Source organism: Streptacidiphilus sp. EB129, assembly GCF_041262645.1.
Taxonomy (GTDB): Bacteria; Actinomycetota; Actinomycetes; order Streptomycetales; family Streptomycetaceae; genus Streptacidiphilus.
On sequence record NZ_JBGCCS010000020.1, the window covers coordinates 91,981 to 113,907 of the forward strand.

Here is a 21,927-nt window from a genome sequence, read left to right on the forward strand (position 1 = left end):
CTTGACAGTCCAACCGAAAGTCGTGATCGTCGGTGCCGGCATCGTCGGCTGCGCGCTGAGCGACGAGCTCACCGCGCGCGGCTGGACCGACGTCACCGTGCTGGAGCAGGGCCCCCTCTTCGCCACCGGCGGGTCGAGCTCGCACGCACCCGGGCTGGTCTTCCAGACCAACGCCTCCAAGACCATGACCGAGTTCGCCTCCTACACCGTGCGCAAGTACTCGGACCTCACCCTCGACGGCCAGTGGTGCTTCCGCCGCGTCGGCGGCCTGGAGGTGGCCACCACCCCGGAACGGCTCGCCGAACTGAAGCGCAAGCACGGGCTCGCCACCTCCTGGGGAGTGCAGGGCAGCCTGCTCGACCCCGACCAGTGCGCCACCCTGCACCCGCTGCTGGACCGCGAGCAGGTCCTCGGCGGTCTGCACGTCCCCACCGACGGGCTGGCCAAGGCCGTCCGCGCGGGTGAGGCACAGGCGCGGCGCGCGATCGGGCGCGGCGCCCGCTTCCTGCCGCACCACACCGTCACCGGATTCGAGTCGGCCGGCGGGCGGGTCACCGCTGTCGTCACCGACCGGGGCAGCTTTCCCGCCGACGTGGTCGTCTCCTGCGCCGGGTTCTGGGGCCCGAGGATCGGCCGGATGGCCGGGCTCACCGTCCCGCTGGTCCCGCTCGCGCACCAGTACGCCAGGACCACCCCGGTGCCCGCCCTGGCCGGCCACACCACCGAGCAACTGGAGGCCTCCAAGCCGATCCTGCGCCACCAGGATCGCGACCTCTACTACCGCGAGCACGGCGACCGGATCGGCATCGGCTCCTACGCCCACCGCCCGATGCCGGTGGACCTCGACGACGTGGCGCCGCCCGCGCTGCCGCAGGCGCCTCAAACGCCGCAGCAGCCGCCCCAGCAGATGCCGTCCATGCTGCCGTTCACCGAGGAGGACTTCGCCCAGCCCTGGGCCGACTCGCAGGCCCTGCTGCCCGCACTCACCCGGGCCAAGGTCGAGGAGGGCTTCAACGGCATCTTCTCCTTCACCTCCGACGGCTTCCCGCTGCTGGGGGAGGCCCCGGAGCTGCGCGGCTTCTGGGTCGCCGAGGCGGTCTGGGTGACCCACTCCGCGGGAGTGGCCAGGGCGATGGCCGAGTGGCTGGTCGAGGGCACCCCGCGGACCGACGTGCACGAGTGCGACCTCAACCGCTTCGAGCCGGTGCAGCTCGCCCCCGCCTACGTGCACCGGCGCAGCTGCCAGAACTTCGTCGAGGTCTACGACATCATCCACCCGCTCCAGCCGATGGAGGAGCCGCGCCCGCTGCGGGTCAGCCCCTTCCACAGCCGCCAGCGCGAACTCGGGGCCTTCTTCCTGGAGGCCTCCGGCTGGGAGCGGCCGCACTGGTACGAGACCAACCGGGACCTGCCCGAGGTCGCGGCCGTCCCCGGCCGCGGGGCCTGGGCCTCGCGCTACTGGTCCCCGATCGCCGGCGCCGAAGCCCTGGCCACCCGCGAGCGCGTGGCGATGTACGACATGACCGCGCTCAAGCGGCTGGAGGTCACCGGCCCCGGCTCGCTGGCCCTGCTGCAGTACCTGACCACCAACCAGCTCGAGAGGCCGGTCGGCTCCGTCACCTACACCCTGATGCTGGACGAGACCGGCGGCGTGCGCAGCGACCTGACGGTGGCCCGGCTCGGCCCCGAGCGCTTCCAGATCGGCGCCAACGGCCCGCTGGACCTCGACTGGATCACCCGCCACCTGCCCGGGGACGGCACCGTCCAGGTCCGCGACACCACCGCCGGGACCTGCTGCATCGGCCTGTGGGGCCCGCTCGCCCGCGACCTGGTGCAGCCGCTCACCGACGCGGACTTCTCCCACAAGGGCTTCGGCTACTTCAAGGCCAGGCAGGCCCACCTCGGCAACGTCCCGGTCACCGCGATGCGGCTGTCGTACGTCGGCGAACTCGGCTGGGAGCTGTACACCACCGCCGACTGCGGCCCCAAGCTGTGGGACACGCTGTGGGAGGCCGGGCAGCCGCTCGGCGTGGTCGCGGCCGGACGCAGCGCCTTCAACAGCCTGCGGCTGGAGAAGGGCTACCGCTCCTGGGGCACCGACCTGACCGCCGAGCACAACCCCTACGAGGCGGGCCTCGGCTTCGCCGTCCGCATGGAGAAGGGCGACTTCGTCGGACGCCACGCGCTGCTCGGTCTCACCGAGCAGACCGTGCCGCGCAGGCTCGCCTGCCTGCTGCTGGACGATCCGCAGGCCGTGGTGATGGGCAGGGAACCGGTGTACCTCGACGGCGCCCCCGCCGGATACGTCACCAGCGCCGCGTACGGCTACAGCATCGGCGCCTCCATCGCCTACGCCTGGCTGCCCGGGGCCGCCGCCGAACCGGGCACCCGGGTGACCGTCGAGTACTTCGGCGAGCAACTGCCGGCCACCGTCACCGAGGAGCCGCTGTTCGACCCGAAGATGACCCGGCTGCGCTGCTGACCGCCCGCCGCCGACCGCCTCCAGCCGTGCGTTCTCCTGACGAAAGGGCACCGCAGTGACCGCGACCGAGCTCCCGTCGAGCCTGATCCCCACCCTGCCCGGATCCGCCTACACGGATCCGCAGGTCTTCGCGCTGGAACAGGAGAAGATCTTCGAGCGGATGTGGTTCTGCGCCGTCCGCGCAGACGACCTCGCCGGGCCGGGCAGCTTCCGGACCGTGCAGGTCGGCAGGGAGAGCGTGCTGGTCACCCGCGCCCGCGACCACAGCGTCAAGGCGTTCCTCAACATCTGCCGGCACCGCGGGGCGCGACTGTGCACGGAGGAGACCGGCGAGGTCAAGCGGGCGTTCCAGTGCTCCTACCACGCCTGGACCTACGGCCTGGACGGCAAGCTGGTCGCCGCCCCCAACCTGACCAGCATGCCGGACGTGGACCGCACCACCTACGGACTGGTCCCGGTACAGGTGCGCGAGTGGCTCGGCTATGTGTGGGTCTGCCTGGCCGACGAACCCCCGTCGTTCGAGGCGGACGTGATCGCCGCCGCGACGGAGCGGCTCGGGGACCCGGCAGCCATCGACCGCTACCAGGTCGACCGGCTCGCGGTCGGCCGCCGGATCCGCTACGAGGTGCGCGCCAACTGGAAACTGATCATCGAGAACTTCATGGAGTGCTACCACTGCGCCACCATCCACCCCGAACTGACCGAGGTCCTGCCGGAGTTCGCCGGCGGCTACGCCGCGCAGTACTACGTGGGACACGGCGCCGCGTTCGCCGGGGAGGCCGAGGGGTTCACCGTCGACGGCAGCGCGGGCGTGGAGCGGATCCCGACCGTCTCCGAGGACCAGGACCGCAAGTACTACGCGATCACCGTCAAGCCGCAGGTCTTCGTGAACCTGGTGCCCGACCACGTCATCGTGCACCGGATGTTCCCGCTCGCCGCCGACCACACGGTGGTCGAGTGCGACTGGCTGTTCGTCAGGGACGTCGTCGACGCCGACGTCGACGTCTCCCGCTCGGTGGAGCTGTTCCACCGGGTCAATGTGCAGGACTTCGACGCCTGCGAGCGCTGCCAGCCCGCCATGGACTCGCGCGCCTACCGGGCCGGTGGTGTCCTGGTGCCGAGCGAGCACCACATCGGGGCCTTCCACGAATGGGTCACCGACCGGCTCCGGGGCTGACCCGACCACCGCGGTGCCGCCCGGTTCGCCGGCTGGGCCGGTACCCTCCAATCCACCTGGTTCCCCTCAGCGGAAGGCTTGTTCCCCATGTCCCAGCAGGTCAGAGGTGTCGTAGCGCGCGGCAAGGGTGAGCCGGTGCGGATCGAGACGATCGTGGTGCCGGATCCCGGACCGGGCGAGGCGGTGGTCAGCGTGCAGGCCTGCGGGGTGTGCCACACCGACCTGCACTACCGCGAGGGCGGCATCAACGACGAGTTCCCCTTCCTGCTGGGCCATGAGGCGGCGGGCGTGGTGGAGTCGGTGGGCGCCGGCGTCACCGAGGTGGCGCCGGGTGACTTCGTCATCCTGAACTGGCGTGCCGTGTGCGGTCAGTGCCGTGCCTGCCGACGGGGCCGGCCGCAGTACTGCTTCGACACCCACAACGCCACCCAGCGGATGACCCTGCTGGACGGCACCGAACTGTCGCCCGCGCTGGGCATCGGCGCGTTCGCCGACAAGACCCTGGTCGCGGCCGGCCAGTGCACCAAGGTCGACCCGGCCGCCTCCCCGGCCGCCGCCGGACTGCTCGGCTGCGGCGTGATGGCCGGCATCGGCGCCGCCCTGAACACCGGCAACGTCTCGCGCGGCGACACCGTCGCGGTCATCGGCTGCGGCGGGGTGGGCACCGCCGCAGTGATCGGCGCCCGGCTGGCCGGCGCCGCCAGGATCATCGCCGTCGACATCGACGACAGCAAACTCACCACCGCACTGCGCCTGGGTGCGACCCACAGCGTCAACTCCCGCGGCAGCGACCCGGTGGAGGCGATCCGCGAGCTGACCGGCGGCAACGGCGCGGACGTGGTGATCGAGGCGGTCGGCCGCCCGGAGACCTACAAGCAGGCCTTCTACGCCCGCGACCTGGCCGGCACCGTGGTCCTGGTCGGCGTGCCCACCCCGCAGATGACGCTGGAACTGCCGCTGCTGGACGTCTTCGGACGCGGCGGCGCGCTGAAGTCCTCCTGGTACGGCGACTGCCTGCCGTCCCGGGACTTCCCGATGCTGATCGACCTGTACCTGCAGGGCCGGCTGGACCTGGACGCCTTCGTCTCGGAGACCATCGCCCTGGACGGCGTCGAGGAGGCCTTCGAGCGGATGCACCAGGGCGAGGTCCTGCGTTCGGTGGTGCTGTTCTGATGGCCGCGCGGATCGAGCACCTGGTCACCTCCGGCAGCTTCGACCTGGACGGCGGCAGCTGGCAGGTCGACAACAACGTGTGGATCGTCGGCGACGACACCGAGGCCGTGGTCATCGACGCCGCCCACGACGCCGACGCCATCGCGGCGGCGGTGGGCCCGCGCCGGCTGCGGGCGATCATCTGCACCCACGCCCACAACGACCACGTCGACGCCGCCCCGGCCCTGTCCGCGGCCACCGGCGCACCGGTACTGCTGCACCGCGACGACCTGCCGCTGTGGAAACAGACCCACCCCGACCGGCAGCCGGACGCGGAACTGACGCAGGGCCAGACCATCGCGGTGGCCGGCCTGGAACTCACCGTGCTGCACACTCCCGGCCACAGCCCCGGCGCGGTCTGCCTGTACGCCCCGGAGCTGGGCACCCTGTTCTCCGGCGACACCCTGTTCCACGGCGGCCCCGGCGCCACCGGCCGCTCCTACTCGCACTTCCCGACCATCATCGACTCCATCCGCGAACGCCTGCTGACCCTGCCCGCCGAGACGGTGGTCCGCACCGGCCACGGCGACCCCACCACCATCGGCGCCGAGGCCCCCGACCTCCCCACCTGGATCAGCCGGGGCCACTGAGCCGGTCCGCGTCACACGTCGTCCCACGTCCCACGTCCCACCGCGCGCGTCGTGCGGCGCCGAGCCTCCGCACGACGACGCCGGCGCGCGACCCGGTGCCCTACAGGTGCCGGGTCGCCCGGATGCGCCGGCTCAGGGAGGCCGCGCGTCTCGTCCCCCGGTGCGCGTCGAGATGGCCGGACAGCTGCGCGAGCTGGTCGTCGACCGCGGCGGACTGCATGCCCTGCGCGCCGTCCAGCGCGGCCTCGACCGCGCGGCAGGCGTCGGTGAACTCGCCCAGCCGGAAGTGCGCGGTGGCCAGCAGGCAGAGGGCGAGGACCTGGTCGGTCAGCCGGTCCGGGCTGCGGGCGCCGCTGGCAGTGGCGAACTCGGCCCGGGCGGCCCTGAGTTCGCCCAGGTCGAGGCGGCACCGCAACGCCGCGTCGGCGAGTTCGGCCGCCCCGAAGTAGTCCAGCCAGGCGGCGTCACCGGGGCTCGCCTCGGTCAGCCCCTTGGCGGATCGCTCCAGGCTCAGCGCGACGGCCGGGGCGTCCTGACGGACCGCAAGCAGCCGGGCCTCGGCCGCGTGCAGGGCGGCCCGGGCCCGCCGGCCGTGGCCGGTGGTGCCGATCAGGGCCGCGCGGACCAGATTGAGAGTCGCCGGATGGTCACCCACCAGGGGGGCGTGCTCGGCCAGCGCGGTCAGGATGTGGGCGCCCAGCACCCGGTCGTCGCCCTGGTGCGCCAGGTAGAGGGCCAGCAGCAGGTAGCGCCGGGCCAGTCCGTGCAGGCCCGCGTCGTGGGTGTAGCGGCCGACGGCGAGGTGGGCCAGGGCGGCGGCGCCGAACACGCTGCGCCCGACGGTGCCCGGGTACCGGCCGGTGAGCAGCGGGGTCAGGCTGGTGTGCAGGAACTGGACCGCGGGCAGCCGGGCCGCGGTGCCGCCGGTCCGCTGGGCGATCAGGTCGAAGGCGCGCAGGGTGGTGCGGAAGCGGGCGAGATCGACGGAGGTGACCTCGGCGCCGGGACCGTGGCCGACCGGCGCGGCCGCGGTCCCGGCGACCAGCCAGTGCAGGGCCGGTCCGCTGAGCGCGGCCGCCGGGATCCCGCACCGGGTCGAACTGTGCTGGTCCAGGTCACTGACCCACAGGGCGCGCGCGGCGGCGACGAGCTCGACCGGATCGTCCAGGAACTCGGACGTCCACGGGGACCGGGCGGAGCCGACGGGGCCGGCCATGCCGATGTCGGCGGTGGTGACGATCCGGCCGAGCTTCAGCGCCAGCGTCTCGGCGATGAGTTCGGGCGGCACGGCGCGGCTCATCCGGCCGTCACGCCACCGCTGCACGCTGGTGTGCGTGCACTTGGCGTCCCGGCCGTGCCGCGCGGCGGTGTCCCGCACCGCCCGCGCGAACTGCTTGTTGGACAGCGCGGCCTGTTCGATGAGCGCGGTGAGGTGGGAGTTCGGACGCCGGGCGGGCGCCGGTGCGGGGTCGGTACCACTGCTCATGCAGGGCACTGTAGGGCCCTGTGCGCGGCTTTCCAGGTCTGTTGGGTGAATTCGTGTGCGACTGTGACCGTCTGCACCCTCTGGTGAGGAGTGGACCCCTTGTGAGCCCTATTGCGACCGTATACAGGTCTGATTTTCTACTTCCCTAACAGCGCGCACTGCACCCGGCACTGCGCGTCGCCGTGGCGACATCACCCGGAGTAGTCCGTCCGCACCTCTGCGCACGGACCCGAGGAACCGAGAAGAGCGGTCGTGACACAGTCCCAATCTCTGCTGACAGCAGGCTCCTGCCGTGGTTAGGGGACACGGCCGCGACTCCCGGGCACTCGACGCGCATCCGGCCCGCGACGACCCGGCGCTGCGCACGGTGTGCGAGGACGCCGCCATGGGCCGCTGGGACGCGCCGCGTGATCTGATCGCGGCCAGCGGGCACGACTGGGACCGCAGAGTCTTCCGGCTGCAGATCCTGGCACGTCAGGGGGTGCGGCTGCGCTGGGCCGAGACCTGGGCCGCGGCCGAACCCGGCAACCCGGACGCGCTGGTGATGCTCGCGCACGTCCAGGCGCTGCGGGCGATCCTGGCAGGTGAGGCCGGGGAGCGGGAGCTGCTGGACACGGCCTGGCAGTCCTGCCTGCAGGCCGCCGACGCGGTCCCGCCGGACCCCTCGCCCTGGCTGGTCCTGATGGCGCTGGCCCGGACGCTGGCACCGGACACGGCGCTGATGCACCAGTTGTGGGGGGAGGTCCGCCGCCGCGACCCGTACAGCCGGGAGGGCCATCACGAACTGCTGGCCTACCTGATGCCCCGCCACCAGGGCTCCAGCGCGCTGATGTTCGACTGGGCGCACGAGCGGGCCCAGCTGGCGCCGCGAGGGACGCCGATCGCGGTGCTGCTGCTGGTCGCGCAGGCCGAGCACTACCGCCACCGCATCGAGCAGGACCCGCGGAACTACCGGATGACCATCCACCCCTGGACCGACTGCCCCGACATCGACCGGGTGCTGGAGCACTGGTGGCACTTCCGCTCACCCCAGCGGCACGCCAACTTCATGGACGACGCCAACTATCTGGCGCACGCCCTCTCCTTCGCCGGCCGGCACGCCGAAGCGCTGGAGGTCTTCGAGGAGATCGGCCCCTACCTGAGCCGGCTGCCCTGGGCCCTGTGCGGCGACGCGGAGCAGCTGTTCCGCAGATACCGCGATCAGGCGATGAGCTCGGGCCGCGCCGCGAACCCCAACCGCTGGCGCCGCTCGACCTGAACCATCGTCAGACCCGAACGGCACGGCCTTCGGCCGCCGGTCCACCTCCCCCCGTTCCCCGGCCGCGCCGTCACGCGCCGCCGCCGGCCCCGTGCCGCCTGCCTCCCCGCAACGCGGCCTTCTTCCCCGCGCCCCGGCTCCCCGGCCCCGTGCGCGGTCCCGACCCCGCCCCGCCCCCGAGAGGAAGAGTCACCATGCCCCTGGAACCCGAGTACCTGTCCGACGAGGAGCGCCTCGCGCAACTGGGTTACACCCAGGTCCTGGCCCGGCGGATGTCCGGCTTCTCGAACTTCGCGGTCTCCTTCACCATCATCTCCATCCTGTCCGGCTGCCTGACCCTCTACGGCTTCGGCCTGACCACCGGCGGCCCGGCCATGCTGACCTGGGGCTGGGTACTGGTCGGTGCGATGACGCTGGTCGTGGGCCTGGCGATGGCCGAGGTCTGCTCCTCGTACCCGACCTCGGCGGGGCTGTACTTCTGGGCCAAGGAGATGGCCCCGCCGCGCTCGGCCGCGGCCTGGGCCTGGTTCACCGGATGGTTCAACGTCCTGGGCCAGGTCGCGGTGACCGCCGGGGTCGACTTCGGCGCCGCCACCTTCCTGAACGCCTACCTCGACCTGCAGTGGGGCTTCGCCACGACCGCCCAGCACACCATGGTCCTGTTCGGTTGCATCCTGCTGCTGCACGGCGCGCTGAACACCTTCGGCGTGCGGCTGGTCGCGATCCTCAACAGCGTCAGCGTCTGGTGGCACGTGGGCGGGGTGCTGGTGATCGTCGGGGCGCTGATCGTCGTCCCCGCGCACCACCAGTCGGCGGGCTTCGTCTTCGGGCACTTCGTCAACGGCACCGGTTTCCACTCCTCGCTCTACGTCGGCCTGCTGAGCCTGCTGGTCGCGCAGTACACCTTCACCGGCTACGACGCCTCGGCCCATATGACCGAGGAGACCAACGACGCCGCGGTGGCGGGCCCGCGCGGCATCGTCCGATCGATCTGGCTCTCCTGGATAGCCGGCTTCGTGCTGATCGTCGGCATCACCTTCGCCATCCAGAACTGGGACGGAACTCTCAACAGCTCCACCGGTGTGCCGCCGGCCCAGATCTTCATCGACGCGCTCGGGCTGACCGGGGGCAAACTGCTGCTGCTGATCGTCATCGGCGCCCAGCTGTTCTGCGGCATGGCCTCGGTCACCGCCAACTCCCGCATGATCTACGCCTTCTCCCGGGACGGCGCACTGCCGTTCAGCCGGATCTGGCACCAGATCAACCCCAGCACCCGCACGCCCACCAAGGCCGTCTGGCTGGCCGTCGGCGGCGCGCTGGCGCTCGGCCTGCCGGACCTGATCAACGCCACCGCGTACGCCGCGGTGACCTCCATCGCGACGATCGGCCTCTACATCGCCTATGTGATCCCCACCTTCCTGCGGCTGCGTCAGGGAGAGCGGTTCCAGCGCGGCCCGTGGCACCTGGGCAGGTTCAGCCGCCCGATCGGCATCGTCGCGGTGGCCTGGGTGGTGCTGATCACCGTGCTGTTCATGCTGCCGCAGGTCAGCCCGATCACCGCGCAGAACTTCAACTACGCGCCGGTCGCGGTGGCCATCGTGCTCGGCTTCGCCACGCTCTGGTGGTTCGTCTCGGCCCGCACCTGGTTCCTCAAGCGGGACCACCCCCGCAACCGCAAGCTCATCGCACCCGACCACGCGTCCGCGGGGTCCCTGTCCTCCCGCTAGACCTCGGCCCCGGCCCCGGTCGCGGTCTCAGCATCGGTCGCGGTCGCGGTCGCGGTCGCGGTCGCGGTCGCAGTCACGGGCTCGGCGGGAATGCGGGCCCGGAAGGCCGGGTCGTGGGCCGGCAACACGACCATCGGCGGCTGAGTCAGGGCGGCGCCCGCCGCGCGGGAGCGACCGGCTGGCGCCGCTCCCGCGCGGCTACCGGCCGGCGCGTCGGTCCTCGCTCTCCAGAGCGGTGAGGAAGTCAGCTGCTTCGCCGGCCTCGGGGGCTTCGAGGCGGGAGTAGAGCGCGACAGCCTGGCGAAGGTCGGCCAGGGCGCCGCCGTGGTCGCCCGTACCGGCCGCGGCGCGGGCGGCGCCGTCGAGGGCCCGGGCCTCGTCGATGGGGCTGCGGATCTGGCGGGCCAGTCGCAGGGCCTGACGGTAGCGGGCCAGCGCCTCGTGCGGGCCGGCCGTCCGGAGCAGCAGTGCGCCGCTGTTGTTCAGTACTTCGGCCTCACCCTGCTGATCCCCTACCTCCCGAGTGAGCGTCAGGGCCCTTTCGAGCAGGGCGCCCGCGGCCTCGTACTCCCCGTTCGCGCGCCGCACGCTGGCCAGGTCGTTGAGCGCGTTGGCCTCACCGGCGCGGTTGCCGAGGACCCGGTACACCGCCAGGACCTCCTCCACCAACCGGGCCGCCGCCACGTGGTCGCCCATGGTGTGCCGTACCCGTCCGAGGTCGTGGAGCGCGTTGGCCTCACCGACGCGGTCGGCGAGGTCGTGGTAGATCGTCACGGCCAGTTTCAGCAGCTCGACGGCGGCCGGGAAGTCGCTGGTGCTGTAGCGCAGCCGGCCAAGGCACCAGAGCGTGTTGGCCTCACCGACGCGGTCGCCGAGGTCCTGGTAGATCGCCACCGCGCGCTTCAGCAGCGCCTCCGCGGCCGCGTAGTCGCTGGTGCTGTAGCGCAGTCGGCCCAGATCCCACAGTGCGTTGGCCTCCTCCAGGCGGTCGCCCTGTTCCCTGGCGGTGTCGGCGGCGATGGTGTGGAGCGTGGCGGCCGGCTCCCAGGGGCCCTCCTGGAGGAGGAAGTCGGCCAGGGCCGCGGTCAGGGCGATGACGCGCGCGGGCCTGGCTCCGGGGCTGTCGAGGTCGATGCCGGCGAGCAGATTATCGCGTTCGCCGCGCATCCAGGCCAGGGCCGAAGCCTTGTCGCTCAGCTCGGGTGCCACGCCTGCCGGCGCGCCGTCCGGTTGCCGGCCGGGACGGGTGTGCCGGGCCAGCCGGTGGTCGGCCCGCTGGGCGGTGCGCTGGTAGTAGTCCACTGTCGGCAGTGACCGAGTTCCCGCCGATCTGCTCGCTGACCAATCCGGTGTCGGAGCGCTGCGAGCCGCTGGGCAGGATGCCGCGTGACGTCGAGGAGCGCGTGCGCGACTGGAGCGACCGTCAGCCCGAGTCGGACGCGTACTACACCCTCGCGCACGCTCCCGGCTGGACCGTCGGCGGCTGGGACTTCAGCGGTCCCGACCGCAAGGCGCTGCACAGCTGCGCCTGCGGCACGGACATGCGGCCGCTGCTCACCACCGACTACGAGGAAGACCTCACGGGGTGGGCGCCGCACGGCGACCCAGGCTTCCGGTGGGGCGACCCGGACAACTGGAGGGACCGGGAACCCACCGGGGTCAACGTCACCCGCAGCGGACTCTTCGTGATCCTGCACTGCCCGGCCGCGCCCACGCATCCGCTGCGGCACGTGATCATCGACTGAGGTCTACCGGTAGTCGTCCTCGTCCAGCGCGACGACCCGGGCCTGCTCGGCGGCGTCGGCCTCCCTGGCGGCGTCTGGGTCGACCTGGGTCAGCGGGCCGTCACGGTCCTGACGGAGGTCGGTGTGCTGCTCGGCGGCGTCCGCCTCGGGCGTCTCCACGGAGAGCTCCGCCGCATCGTCGTCCTCCTGAAAGGTCTCCGGGTCGCTCGGGTCAACAGGCACGGGGTCTCCTCGCCGCTCTCGGTGGTGCTGCCGGAACGACCGTATCCGCGTCGCCCGCCCGAAGGGACGTCGGCACGCGGGCGCTCTGTCCGCCGGGTCGAGCCGGCCGGTCGTGATGGCCTGCGGAATGGAGCCCTTCACGGCGTCAGCCATGTTCGCAGTGTTTCCTTCATGCCGAGGTGATGGATCTTCAGATTCTGTTGAGCCAGCTCAGAGGTCATTGTCAGACCGCGCTGCGAGACTGGGGTCATGGATGATCACGGCATCTGGGGCGGCCCGACCGACGGCGCGCTGGCACTGCTTCTGACGACGGGCTGGACCGACCTCCACCCCGGCTCCCTGCGGATCGAGCAGAGTCCGTTCGGCCGCGTCTTCATGGCGCTCGACCTCGAAGGCCGGCCGGTGACCGGCTATCTCACCGAGGTGTTCAGCATCCGCGGCGCCACCGCGCTGGTGTCGTAGCAGCCGACGGAGCCACTGCGCGCAACGGTTGGTTCCGGTACGACCGGCATGAAGTGGGCCGTCCCGCATTGACGCGGTTCCAGCGAATTCCTGACGTTTGTCCATCGGCGGGCCGCTGTTCGGAAGTCGTCAAGATCTGGTCTTTGGTTCGGAGCGCTGGCATGCTTCACCCCGTCGGGGCAGCACGAGAGCTCCGAGTTCTGGCAGGGGGACCATGACGATGGAAAGCATTCAGCGCGCGGTGGAACTTCGGGACGCGTGTGCGCGAGTGGCGCCGCTCAGCCCGCGCCGCCGCCAAGTACTCAACCTGGTTCTCCAGGATTTTTCGAATCAGCAGATAGCGCAGCACATGGGCATCAGTGAGCGCACGGTGAAGGCTCATGTCAGCGAATTGATGCAGGCGTTGGGGGTGAGTTCGCGCGTGTGCCTGGCACAGGTGGCGTTGCTCGCGCAGCTGGAGACCTGTACCTGCGGTCAATGGTGCGCATGAGGTCGCCGGGGCTAGCGTCGCTGATCACCGGGAGCGGGGGACCGGCCTTCGAGGAGGCGGCACACCGCTCCCGGGGGGAGGCGTCGTCGCCTCTCCTCAGCGACCCGCCGGCGGATGCTCGCGGGGACTCATGAAAGGCATCGGATGAACATCAAGCGGGGGATTGCTTTTGCCGCGGCGGCCTGCTCCATAGCCGGCCTGGGGATGGCCACCGCGCCGTCGGCCTCGGCCTCCACCAGCCCGAACGCCGGACTGGCGGTCGCGAAGCACGTGTTCGCCGCCGGCAACCCGCAGGCCGCCTACAAGGCCCTGTCCGCCGCCGACAAGGCTGCGTTCAACTCGGTGGAGCAGCCCGCCACCGCCTCGCACACCCAGACCGCGACCCCGCTGACGGCCGCCCAGGCCAGGGCGCTGCGCCCCGCGTCGGGGATGCGGCCGATGGCCTACAGCGGCTGCTGGGCACTGTCGGACACCTGGGGCGAGAAGGCGGCCGCCGGGAACACTTTGTTCACCTACTGGCAGGCGACCGAGGTGTGCGTGTCCAACGGCCGCGTCACCGGCGTGAGCGTGTACAACTACGGCGGTGAGACCTCCACTCCCGGCTGGTACAAGTCGGGCGACGCCACGTCGGCCACCTTCAACGCCGGCTGGGAGGGGCGCGGATACGTTCAGGTCAACTACGCGCTGGGCGTGAATGGTTGGAACATCCAGCACCTGACCCCGTGTGGACAGTTGCGTCTTAACGGCAACGGGTACAACTATGCGGTCAGTTCGTCCTGCAACCTCAACTGAGGAGAGACAGCATGAGCACGATGACCGGAAATGTTCTGGCCAAGCCGTCGGCGCGTGAATTGCTGCTGATCGGCGGGGGAGTGGTGGCCGTGCTGTCACTGCTGTGGCCGTTGGCGACGCCATTCCTCGCACTCGCGGGCGGCGTGCCGACATTCCTGCTGAATCGCAGGCAGCCCAGCAGGTGGCTGAGGGCGGCTCTGCTGCTGTTCGCGCTCGCCTTCGCCGCAGCCGTGGTGATCGACGTCGCGCTGCTGGGAAGCGGTGTCTCCGCGGGGGTGCCCCGGCCGGCGACCCTGCCGGGCAACTGATCCCACAGATGCCGCTGCGCCCCTGACGGGGGCGCCGCGTTCGGCGAGGCGTGGGTACGGCGGCGGGGGGGGGGCCCCAACCCCCCCCCCCCCCCCCCCCCCCCCGCGCCGGCCCCCCCCCCGCCCCCCGCCCCCCCGCCGGCGGCGCGGGCCCCCACCCCCCGGGGGGAGGCGCGGGCGCGGGCGGGGGGGGGGGGGGGGGGGGGGCCCCCCCCCCCCCCCCCCCCCCCCCCCCCCCCGGCTCTGCGGCGTCCCCCACCCGGGACGGCAGAGCGGGCGCGAGCGGTGGCCGCTCCCTGCGCCTGGGCGCAGGTCGGGACGGCGGCCACCCCTTGCGTGTGGGGGTGAGGCGGAAGCCGGTGTCAGGTCCGGCGACTTCCTCGCATCATCGACAATGCCCGCCCGTTGTTTCCTCGGTGCTGCGGACGCGTGTCGTGGACATCTCAGTTGGGACTTCGACGCGTACAGGCCCCGAACCCCTGGAGGAGTGCCACGCCGCCGGAGGCCCCGGCCTGCCCGCTCGTCAGGTGCGCCGCTGCCCTTGGGGCGAGCCGGGCTGGGTGGTCGGGATCCGCTGGGTGAAGAACATCGCGAGCAGGGCGGAGAGCGCGAGGATGGTGAGTGCCGCGCGCAGGCCGTCAAGCCTCGCTGCGGCGTTCGCGTCCAGCACGGCCCGGGTCACGTCCGCGCTGGTGCCGGCCTGGTCGAGGGCGGTCCTGAGCTGGGCGTCCGACAGGAAGGGAGCCCCGCCCTGGAGTTGGACGGTCGCCTGGGTCTTGACGTCGGCCGGGATCGCCGGATTCTGTTCGACGCTGGTCAGGAAGGACGTGGTCAGCACGGCGATCAGGATCGAACCGGCCAGCGCCGTGCCGATGGAGGCGCCCAGGTTGGTCACGGTGTTCTGAATGCCGCCGACCTCCGCGCTCTGCTCGTCCGGTACGGCGGACACGGTGACCGCCCCGAGCTGGGAGGCGAGTGCGCCCATGCCGAGCCCGATCAACAGCAGCGGGACGGTCACGATCTCCGCGCCCGCGTTGGTGTCGAGGGCGGCCAGCAGGACCACCGCACCCGCGAGCAGCAGCAGGATTCCGAGCCGCACCACCCGCCGCGGCGAGATGTCCGGGAGCAGGCGGGGGATCAGCACCGCGGCGGCCAGCAGCGTCAGCGACAGCGGCAGGATGCGCGCGCCGGTCGCGAGCGCGGTCAGGCCCAGGGCGACCGACAGGTAGAGCGGGACGACGAAGAACACGCCCATCTGCACCAGGTACTGGAAGAAGAACATGGTCAGGCCCCCGGTGAGCTGGCGGTTGCGCAGCAGGGCCGGGTCCACGAGTGGCTCTCTCCGCTGCGCCACCAGGCGCGCCTCCCAGCGCAGGAAGAGCCAGACCAGCAGCAGGCCCGCCAGCATCAGCCACACGACCAGCGAGACACCGAGCCAGGAGGGCGCGTCGGGCTTCGGCCGGAACCAGCCCCATTCGCCGGAGCGGAGCACACCGAAGACGAAGGTCCCGAGCCCGAGCGCGGAGAGCAGCGCGCCGAGGAGATCGATGCGCGGGCGCCGGTCGGCGGGTGCTTCGGCGATCCGGCGGGCGAGCGCCAGGACCCCGAGCACGAGTACGGTCTCGCCGGCGAAGACCCAGCGCCAGGAGAAGTACGTCGTCGCGACGCCGCCGATCAGTGGCCCCAGCGCGATCGCCACCGCCCCCGCCGCGGCGACGAGTCCGTAGGCGGCGGGGCGGCGTTCCGCGGGGAAGTTGCCGGCGACCAGCGCCACGATCGCAGGCAGGATGAGCGCGGCTCCGACTCCTTCAAGGAAGGACCAGCCGAACAGGAGTACGGTCAGGTTCGGTGCCAGCGCGGTGGTCAGGGAGCCGCAGCCGTAGACGGCGCAGCCGATCATGAACGCACGCCTGCGTCCGATGAGCGCGCCGACCTTGCCACCCAGGATCATCAGCATCGCCATCACGAGCGTGTAGGCGGTGATCGCCCCCTGGATCCCGGTCACGGTCGTGCCCACGTCGTCGGCGACCGTGGCGATCGAGACGTTCATGACGGAGCTGTCGAGCGCCATCAGGAACTGTCCGGCCGCCAGCGTCAGCAGGACGACTCTCGTCGTCCCCGAGCTCTCGCCGTTGTCCGCCGTAGATGCCATGAGCGGATCGTCGCAGCGAGCCCGGGGAGCGGACCCCCGGCCCGCCGGGAACGTCAGCCTGATGGCGCCGACCGATCACCCGGGTCGACGCGCGCCGCGGCCCGCTCGGCGAGAACCGTGCACCGGGCCGACGCGAAGCCGACCGTCGCCGTCGCCGTCGCATCGGCCACGGCGCGCGGCCGGTCAGGCGTGCGTGTCGGGTTCGAGTGCGGGTTCCCTGCGCGGCGGCGACGGCCGGACCGCACGCGCGGCGTCGCGCAGTCCGGGGGCCAGCCACACCGTCACCGCGACCGAGGCCAGCGCCAGGAGCGTCATCGCGACGGCCGGGGACGTCTGTTGGGCGATCGCGCCGGCGAGTGCCGCGCCGATGCCCTGCATGGCGAGCATTCCGGCGGAGTGCAGACCGAGGGCCTGGCCGTGGACGTCCTCAGGGGTCACCGCGATGAGCTGTTCCTGGAGAAGGAGGCTCGACGCGTATCCCACCGCTGACAGTGCGACGGCCACCGACGCGACGGCGAACCCCGGATGCAGGGCGAAGATCAGGTACGGCCCGGCCAGCAGCAGCCGGAGCGGTGCGCCCAGGCGCTCGCGCCAGCGCTTCGGGAGGAACCGTCCGGCCACGGTGTCACCGATGAGCATGCCGAAGGCCGCGAACGCGAACAGCAGACTGGCGCGGCGCACGTCATAGGGCACGAACAGGGATTCGCAGCCCACGATCAGACCGTTGGGCACCCAGAGCGCGACGAACAGGTAGCGGCGTGCGGGAAGTGACCACAGTCGTGCGTTTGTTCGCCAGGTCTCGGCGACGGAGGGGCGACCCGCCGCGCGTGGGGCCCTGCGGGTGAGACCGAGCGAGGCGAGCGTGGCGGCCACAAACAGCGCCGCGCTCGCCACCAGCGCGCCACGCGGCGACAGCGTCGTCACCAGTACGCCGCCGAGGGCGAACCCGAGGATCTGGAACGCGCCGGTGGCCATGTTCAGGACCGAGCGGCCGAGGAGATAGCCCTCGGTCGGCAGGATCCGGGTCAGCAGTCCGTAGCGGACCCCGCCGCCCACCGCCGCGACCAGCCCGTTCGCCAGCAGGAGGACGAAGACGGCCCACAGGGGAACGCCGGGAACCGCCATGACCGCCGTCGTCAGGGCGAAGAACAGCGCCATCCCCGCGGTCGCGGCGCGCGGCGGAAGCCGGTCGGCGGCGGAGAGGAGGAACACCGCGGCGACGACCTGCGCGACCGAAGGACCGGACATGCTCAGCGCGGCCAGCAGCGGCGATCCGGTGCCGACGTAGACCAGGACGGCCAGGGCCAGCCCGCGGACCGTTGTGGCCGCCACCTGCAGGGCGGCGGTGGCGAAGAAGGGCGTGAACTCGGGGGCGCGGAACAGGTCCCGATAGGTATTCATGAGGCTGGAGTCTCAGGGCCGTCGGGCGGGTCTTGGTAGAGTTTCGCCGGGGGGCGAAACATGGGCTGGTGGTTGCTGGACGCCGACACCCTGGTGTCGAGCCGCTTTGTCGTCTCCCCGCTCGCCGAGGCCACCGCCTGCCTGTTCGCGCTGGTCCGGTGTGCGGCCACCGCGGCCGACGAGCGCGCGTGGCTGTCCCGCCATCTGCCCGGCTTCCGGGCGTACCTGGCCGCGGACCCGGTCACCGAGGCCCTGCTCGCCGCCGCGACCGGCGCCACCTGGACCGCCGACTTCCTGACCAAGCCGCCGTTCCTCGTCGAACGGGCCTCGTTCGACGACGAGTTGGCCGAGCTCCGGGCGATTTCGGACGCGGAGGTCCGGGCGAATCTGGAGGTCTCGCTGATGGGCCGTCCGTTGCCCGGTGTGCTGCTGACGGCGTCGGGACTGGCCGACCGCGCCGCCGACCTGCTGACGTGGATCTGGACCGAGACGGTCCGGCCCGACTGGGACCGCCGGCGCCGCGTCGTCGAGGCCGACATCGTCGCGCGGACCCGGCAGTTGAGCCTCGGCGGCTGGGCGGCGGCACTGGACGACATGCGCCCGGGGATGCGCTGGCTGGGAACCGGCCGGCTCCAGATCAACCGGCACGACTATCCGCCGCGGGACATCTCCGGGACGCGGCTGACCTTCGTCCCGGTCACGCCCAAGGCGGGCTGGGTCGCCTGGGACGGCGATCACCGGGGCTACGCCGTCTTCTACCAGTGCTCCGGACGGCTGGCCGAACCGGGCCGGGAGCCGGTTCCGGAGGCGCTGGAGCGGCTGCTGGGGGCGGCTCGCGCGCAGGTCCTTGTGCTGCTCGCGGCGCCGCTGAGCACGACGCAACTGGTGGCGCTGACCGGGCAGGGGCTGGGGTCGGTGGGACGGCATCTCAGGGTGCTGCTGGACGCGGGCCTGGTGTCGCGGCGCCGGGCCGGGCGCTCGGTGCTCTACTACCGGACCGCCGTCGGCGACGGCCTGACCACGGCCCGGACCTCGGCCCGCACCGGGTGCTGACGTACCTCGCGTCACCGTCGGAGCAACCACCGGAGCCGCGAGGGCGATCGGCCGGCTCAGGTCACGGACAGGGCCGGGACGTCGAGCGGGTCGTAGCGGATGCGCGAGCGCGGGACTCCGGTGCGTGTCAGGACGTCCGCGGCGGCGGTGACCATGGGGGCGGGGCCGCTGAGGTAGGCGTCGTGCCGGTACCAGGGCCCGAACTCCGTCAGCACCTGGGGCAGCGACCCGCTGAGTCCGAGGATGTCCTCGTCGGAGACGGCGGCCCGGACGCTGAGCCAGTGGTTGCGCTGGGCGAAGCGGAGCATGTCGTCGAGCCCGTAGAGCTCGTCGGCGGTCCGGGCTCCGACGAAGACGTCCATCTGGCGCTGGTTCCCGCTGCGGGCGCTCTCCTCGACGAGGGCGCGGATCGGGGCCAGCCCGGTGCCCCCGGCCACGCACAGGATGTCGCGGCTGGAGGCGGGATCGAGCACCATGTCGCCCATCGGCGGTCCGAGCCGCACCACATCGCCGACGGTCGAGCGCCGGACCAGGGCGTTGCTCACCCAGCCGGACGGCAGGGCGCGGATGTGGAAGGTGATCGTGCCGTCGGCGCGCGGCGCGTTGGCCGGGGAGTAGTAGCGCCACTCCCGCGGCCACCACGGTGTCTCCATGCTGACGTACTGTCCGGCGGCGTACGGGTAGGGCTGGTCGGGCCGCACGGTGATCGCCGCTATGCCGTGCGAGAAGTGCTGCCGGTGGATGATCCGGGCACCCCACACCGCGGGCCGCACCTGGGCGTCCTGCTCCGCGGCCTGCATCATCACCTGGGCCACGGTGGTGTACGCGAGGGTCCAGGCGCGCGCCACCTCGGGGCTCCACGCGGGGCCGGCGAAGCGGGCGAGGGAGGCCAGCAGGCACTCCCCGACCGCGTCGTAGTGCGCGTTCTCGGTGCCGAACTTGCGGTGGTCGCGCCCCAGATGCGAGCAGAAGCGCTGCAGGCCCTCCGGGTCGTCGACGAGGTCCACGATGTGCAGCAGCGCTCGCAGCAGGCGTCCGCGCTGGACGTCCATACCCGGCGGAAACATGTCTCTGACCTGCGGGTATCGCGTGAACAGGATCGAATAGAAATAGACCGCCAGATCGGCCGCGAGCGGCTCGACCACACCCAGGCTCGCCCGTATCAGGGCGATGTCACGGCTTGTCAGACCGCCGCTGTCGTCCGGTGCTGTTTCGTCCGGTGCCGGCTCGCTGCCGGCGTCCGGCGACTCCTGCCAGAGGGCGCCCGGTATCGCGGTGTCGGGATTCTCAGAGCGGGTCGTATCTCGGGCTTGCCGGGGTTGGAACCACACAGAGGACTGCTCCCGATCGCAACGAACTTCGCATGACATCCCCCGTTGGCATCACAGCTCGGCATCCGGCCAGGAGCTGCCCAGATTCTGCTCACAGGGCACTCAGGAGGCGCAACCCTGTCTCAGGACGGAGTACGGATCGCTACAAACCATCCACATTCGACACGCATTTGACGCATGAGCATCAACCTAGCATGCCGGTTCCCCCCGCCACCCGGGACGGCTGATCGGTTCCGGCCGGGGTGACGACGGAGTAGGAATCAGGGTCGAAGCGGCGCAGTTGGCGGATGAGTCTGCCGGTGGACCAGGGCCAGGCGAAGGTGTTGCGTCCGCCGGGGCTGAAGTAGTAGCTGGTGCAGCCGCCGGTGTTGTACACCGTGGTCCGCAGTGCGTGCTGGACCTCGGTGTTGTGTGCCGCCTGGGCGGCCGGCCGGACGTCCAGGGCGTGGTGGCCGCTGTGGTCGAGGTGGGCCAGGGCGGAGGTGAGGTAGCTCAGCTGGGCCTCCAGGACGGTGATCGCGGAGGTGGAGCCGCCGAGCAGGTTGGGGCCCAGCAGCAGGAAGAGGTTGGGGAATCCGCTGACCGTGGTGCCCAGATACGCCTGCGGCTCGCCGGCCCAGGCCTCGTGCAGGGTCCGGCCGTCGGCGTCGTGCAGGCTGCGGGCCAGCGGCAGTTCGCCGATGCGGAAGCCCGTCGCGGTGATGAGGACGTCGGCCCGGGCCGTGCTGCCGTCCGCGCCCAGGACCTCGTTCCCGCGTACGGCCGCGACGGCGGTGGGGTGCAGGCGCACATGCGGCTGGCTCAGGGCGGGGTAGAAGGTGCTGGAGGTCAACAGGCGCTTGCAGCCCAGCCGGTAGTCCGGGGTGAGCTGCTGGCGCAGTTGCCGGTCGGGGACCGCGAGCCGCAGGTGGGCGCGCGCGCCCGCTTCGACGAGGCGGGCGAGCGGCGGGTGGCGGAAGGCGTAGCCGAAGCCCTCCTGGAGTGCGTACTGCCCGGCGCGCAGGGCGTGACGCGCGCCGGGCACCTGGCTCAGGCCCCGGTTGAACGCGGCGGGTACGGGCAGGTCGGGCTTGGGCAGCACCCACTGGGCGGTGCGCTGGAAGACGTGTACGGCGGCCGCCTGCGCCGCGACGGCCGGGACGACCTGGACGGCGGAGGCGCCGCTGCCGACCACCGCCACGCGGCGGCCGGACAGGTCGACGCCCTGATCCCACCGGGCGGTATGGAGCACGGGCCCGGCGAACCCGTCGATCCCGGGGACCTCCAGGGGACGCGGGACGTGCCAGGGCCCGGTGGCCAGGACCAGTACCGCGGCGCTGTAGGGGCCGTCGCTGGTGTCCAGCCGCCAGCGGCCGGCCGCCGGATCCCACCGGGCCGCGTGCACCTCCACCCCGCAGCGCAGGACGTCGGAGAGCCCGTACCGCTGGGCCGTCGTCCGCAGGTAGTCGTGGATCTCCCGTTGCCCGGCGAAGACCCTGCTCCAGGCGGTGTCCGGGGTGAACGAGTAGCTGTAGAGCGTCGAGGGCACGTCACAGGCGCAGCCCGGGTAGGTGTTCTCGCGCCAGGTGCCGCCCAGTTGCCGCGCCTTCTCCAGGATCAGCACATCGCGGAATCCCGCCTGGCGCAGCCTGATGGCGGCGCCGATACCGGAGAACCCCGCCCCGACGACCAGGACGCGCACGTCTTTCCCGACGGGCACGGGCTTGCCGGCGCGCGTGGTCTGACCGGGGATCACAGCGCCGGTCCGGCCGGGCCGGCGGCAGCCCGGCTTCCTGCGTTCATGGCGTTCACGGCGTTCAGGTTGGTCATGGTGTTCAGGGTGGTCAACGGCGGGCCTCGCGCATCAGTGTCTGCTTTCCATCGTTTCCGGCAGATGGCGCCGCACGGCGAGCCGTTCCGGTGGAAACCGGGAATCTCGTCGTGCACGCACAGCCATCGTGCCGACCAGGACACCCCGTTGCGCCGAAACCACGGCGTCATCACCCGTACGTGGCACCGGAGTTTCGCTGCTGCCTCAAGCCGGCCGTGCCAATGTGGGC

General features: G+C 71.9%; 21 protein-coding genes. 12 read left to right on the top strand and 9 right to left on the bottom strand.

Annotated features, from left to right (window positions below):
• Position 1: 1 nt before the first annotated feature.
• The 4 genes from ABH925_RS23675 (at position 2) to ABH925_RS23690 (ending at position 5,461) form a co-directional block, all read left to right on the top strand.
• On the top strand, positions 2–2,482 hold the full coding sequence (locus tag ABH925_RS23675) for an FAD-dependent oxidoreductase (RefSeq protein WP_370150839.1): 2,481 nt from the start codon (positions 2–4) through the stop codon (positions 2,480–2,482).
• A gap of 55 nt (positions 2,483–2,537) precedes the next feature.
• The gene (locus ABH925_RS23680) at positions 2,538–3,659 is read left to right on the top strand and encodes an aromatic ring-hydroxylating dioxygenase subunit alpha (protein ID WP_370150840.1); all 1,122 of its coding nucleotides are present in this window, start codon (positions 2,538–2,540) and stop codon (positions 3,657–3,659) included.
• A gap of 87 nt (positions 3,660–3,746) precedes the next feature.
• On the top strand, positions 3,747–4,832 hold the full coding sequence (locus ABH925_RS23685; protein WP_370150842.1) for an S-(hydroxymethyl)mycothiol dehydrogenase: 1,086 nt from the start codon (positions 3,747–3,749) through the stop codon (positions 4,830–4,832).
• Complete coding sequence (locus ABH925_RS23690; RefSeq protein ID WP_370150843.1) at positions 4,832–5,461, top strand: MBL fold metallo-hydrolase; 630 nt, start codon at positions 4,832–4,834, stop codon at positions 5,459–5,461. Before ABH925_RS23685 ends, ABH925_RS23690 begins: the two co-directional genes overlap by 1 nt.
• Positions 5,462–5,561: 100 nt before the next feature.
• Here the strand turns inward: ABH925_RS23690 and ABH925_RS23695 are convergent, their stop codons facing one another.
• Entirely contained in the window at positions 5,562–6,947 is a 1,386-nt protein-coding gene (locus tag ABH925_RS23695; RefSeq protein WP_370150844.1) for a hypothetical protein, read from the bottom strand.
• Positions 6,948–7,239: 292 nt separating this feature from the next.
• Between ABH925_RS23695 and ABH925_RS23700 the strand changes: the two genes are divergently transcribed.
• Entirely contained in the window at positions 7,240–8,205 is a 966-nt protein-coding gene (locus ABH925_RS23700) for a hypothetical protein (protein ID WP_370150845.1), read from the top strand.
• Between the two features lie 194 nt (positions 8,206–8,399).
• Positions 8,400–9,932: an amino acid permease gene (locus ABH925_RS23705; RefSeq protein ID WP_370150846.1), complete on the top strand. Its 1,533-nt coding sequence runs from the start codon at positions 8,400–8,402 to the stop codon at positions 9,930–9,932.
• Here ABH925_RS23705 and ABH925_RS23710 read toward each other — a convergent pair.
• Positions 9,929–10,066: a hypothetical protein gene (locus tag ABH925_RS23710; protein ID WP_370150847.1), complete on the bottom strand. Its 138-nt coding sequence runs from the start codon at positions 10,064–10,066 to the stop codon at positions 9,929–9,931. The genes ABH925_RS23705 and ABH925_RS23710 overlap by 4 nt on opposite strands.
• A gap of 64 nt (positions 10,067–10,130) precedes the next feature.
• On the bottom strand, positions 10,131–11,234 hold the full coding sequence (locus tag ABH925_RS23715) for a tetratricopeptide repeat protein (protein WP_370150849.1): 1,104 nt from the start codon (positions 11,232–11,234) through the stop codon (positions 10,131–10,133).
• An 8-nt stretch (positions 11,235–11,242) separates the two neighbouring features.
• On the opposite strand from ABH925_RS23715, the gene ABH925_RS23720 reads away from it, so the two are divergent.
• Complete coding sequence (locus ABH925_RS23720; protein WP_370150850.1) at positions 11,243–11,677, top strand: hypothetical protein; 435 nt, start codon at positions 11,243–11,245, stop codon at positions 11,675–11,677.
• A 3-nt stretch (positions 11,678–11,680) separates the two neighbouring features.
• On the opposite strand, the gene ABH925_RS23725 is transcribed toward ABH925_RS23720, so the two are convergent.
• Positions 11,681–11,899: a hypothetical protein gene (locus ABH925_RS23725; protein WP_370150851.1), complete on the bottom strand. Its 219-nt coding sequence runs from the start codon at positions 11,897–11,899 to the stop codon at positions 11,681–11,683.
• Positions 11,900–12,148: 249 nt separating this feature from the next.
• Between ABH925_RS23725 and ABH925_RS23730 the strand changes: the two genes are divergently transcribed.
• From ABH925_RS23730 to ABH925_RS23745, 4 genes are all read left to right on the top strand, one after another.
• Positions 12,149–12,361: a hypothetical protein gene (locus ABH925_RS23730; protein ID WP_370150852.1), complete on the top strand. Its 213-nt coding sequence runs from the start codon at positions 12,149–12,151 to the stop codon at positions 12,359–12,361.
• A 214-nt stretch (positions 12,362–12,575) separates the two neighbouring features.
• Entirely contained in the window at positions 12,576–12,851 is a 276-nt protein-coding gene (locus ABH925_RS23735; RefSeq protein ID WP_370150854.1) for a LuxR C-terminal-related transcriptional regulator, read from the top strand.
• A gap of 144 nt (positions 12,852–12,995) precedes the next feature.
• Positions 12,996–13,643, top strand: coding sequence for a hypothetical protein (locus ABH925_RS23740; protein WP_370150855.1), 648 nt, complete (start codon positions 12,996–12,998; stop codon positions 13,641–13,643).
• Positions 13,644–13,654: 11 nt separating this feature from the next.
• Complete coding sequence (locus tag ABH925_RS23745) at positions 13,655–13,951, top strand: hypothetical protein (RefSeq protein ID WP_370150856.1); 297 nt, start codon at positions 13,655–13,657, stop codon at positions 13,949–13,951.
• 523 nt (positions 13,952–14,474) lie between these two features.
• On the opposite strand, the gene ABH925_RS23750 is transcribed toward ABH925_RS23745, so the two are convergent.
• Together ABH925_RS23750 and ABH925_RS23755 are read right to left on the bottom strand one after the other, a co-directional pair.
• Complete coding sequence (locus ABH925_RS23750) at positions 14,475–16,103, bottom strand: MFS transporter (protein ID WP_370150857.1); 1,629 nt, start codon at positions 16,101–16,103, stop codon at positions 14,475–14,477.
• Positions 16,104–16,286: 183 nt separating this feature from the next.
• On the bottom strand, positions 16,287–17,504 hold the full coding sequence (locus tag ABH925_RS23755; protein ID WP_370150858.1) for an MFS transporter: 1,218 nt from the start codon (positions 17,502–17,504) through the stop codon (positions 16,287–16,289).
• A 60-nt stretch (positions 17,505–17,564) separates the two neighbouring features.
• Between ABH925_RS23755 and ABH925_RS23760 the strand changes: the two genes are divergently transcribed.
• A complete protein-coding gene (locus ABH925_RS23760) occupies positions 17,565–18,557 on the top strand; it encodes an ArsR/SmtB family transcription factor (protein ID WP_370150860.1) in 993 nt (330 codons plus the stop codon).
• 56 nt (positions 18,558–18,613) lie between these two features.
• On the opposite strand, the gene ABH925_RS23765 is transcribed toward ABH925_RS23760, so the two are convergent.
• From ABH925_RS23765 to ABH925_RS23775, 3 genes are all read right to left on the bottom strand, one after another.
• Complete coding sequence (locus tag ABH925_RS23765; protein WP_370150861.1) at positions 18,614–19,888, bottom strand: globin domain-containing protein; 1,275 nt, start codon at positions 19,886–19,888, stop codon at positions 18,614–18,616.
• Between the two features lie 184 nt (positions 19,889–20,072).
• Positions 20,073–21,569 (bottom strand): flavin-containing monooxygenase, encoded by a 1,497-nt coding sequence (locus ABH925_RS23770; RefSeq protein ID WP_370150862.1) that lies wholly within the window; start codon positions 21,567–21,569, stop codon positions 20,073–20,075.
• A 50-nt stretch (positions 21,570–21,619) separates the two neighbouring features.
• On the bottom strand, positions 21,620–21,814 hold the full coding sequence (locus ABH925_RS23775; RefSeq protein WP_370150863.1) for a hypothetical protein: 195 nt from the start codon (positions 21,812–21,814) through the stop codon (positions 21,620–21,622).
• Between the last annotated feature and the right edge of the window lie 113 nt (positions 21,815–21,927).